This window comes from Streptomyces sp. URMC 123, from assembly GCF_051386515.1.
Lineage (GTDB): Bacteria > Actinomycetota > Actinomycetes > Streptomycetales > Streptomycetaceae > Streptomyces.
In genome coordinates, this window is record NZ_JBPQTV010000622.1 from 1 (window position 1) to 1,255 (window position 1,255).

General features: G+C 78.4%; 1 protein-coding gene. It reads left to right on the forward strand.

Annotated elements, in window-relative coordinates:
- Positions 1-27 precede the first annotated feature (27 nt).
- Entirely contained in the window at positions 28-1,113 is a 1,086-nt protein-coding gene (locus tag ACSNOD_RS31275; protein ID WP_436770452.1) for a prephenate dehydrogenase, read from the forward strand.
- Positions 1,114-1,255: the final 142 nt, after the last annotated feature.

The following is a 1,255-nucleotide window of genomic DNA, read 5'->3' on the forward strand; positions in this document are numbered from 1 at the left end:
CCCCTCGCGCCAAGGACCCCGCACACCGTGAGAACCGCCCTCGTCATCGGTACCGGCCTCATCGGCACCTCCGCCGCCCTCGCCCTGGCCGGTCGCGGGGTGCGGGTGCACCTCGCCGACCACGATCCCGCACAGGCCCGTACCGCGGCCTCGCTCGGCGCCGGCACGGCCGATGAGCCCGACGCGCCCGTGGACCTCGCCATCGTCGCCGTGCCGCCCGCGTACGTCGCCGCCACCGTCGCCGACGCCCAGCGCCGCGGCCTCGCCCGCGGCTACCTCGACGTGGCGAGCGTCAAGGGCGGGCCCCGCCGCGAGCTCACCGAACTCGGCGCCGACCTCACCCACTACCTCGGCACCCACCCGATGTCCGGCCGCGAGCGGTCCGGGCCGCTCGCCGCCACCGCCGATCTCTTCGAGGGCCGCCCCTGGGTGCTGACGCCGACCCCGGACACCGACACCGAGGTGCTCAACCTCGCCCTGGAGCTGGTGTCCCTCTGCCGGGCGGTGCCCGTGGTGATGGACGCCGACGCGCACGACCGGGCCGTCGCCCTCGTCTCCCACACGCCCCAGCTCCTCTCCAGCCTGGTCGCGGCGCGGCTGGCGGACGCCGACGAGTCCGCGGTGCGGCTCTGCGGGCAGGGCATCCGGGACGTCACCCGGATCGCCGGGTCCGACCCGCGGATGTGGATGGACATCCTCGCCGCCAACCCGGGCCCCGTCGCCGACATCCTCGCCGCCGTCGCCGCCGACCTCGACGCGACCGTCGCCGCCCTGCGCGGGCTCCAGTCCGCCGACGAGGAGAAGCGGCGGTCGGGCGCCTCCGGCGTCGAGGACGTGCTGCGGCGCGGCAACGCCGGTCGCGACCGGGTGCCCGGCAAGCACGGCGCGGCCCCGGCGACGTACGAGGTGGTCACCGTCCTCATCGGCGACCAGCCCGGCGAGCTCGCCCGGCTCTTCGCGGACGCCGGCCGCTCCGGCACCAACATCGAGGACGTGCGGATCGAGCACGCCACGGCGCAGCAGGCCGGCCTCGCCCAGCTCATGGTCGAGCCCAGCGCGGCGCCCGCCCTCACGGCGGCGCTGCGCGAGCGCGGCTGGGCGATCCGCTCCTGAGCCGCCGGCGCCCCGGCGGCCGGACCCCTGCCCGCCGGCGCCGCGGCCCCTCGCGGACCGGGACACGCCACCGCCGCGGCCCCGCGCGGCACCCCCGCAGCGCCCTCGCGGACCGGGCCACCGCCCCACGGGGACCGGTCCG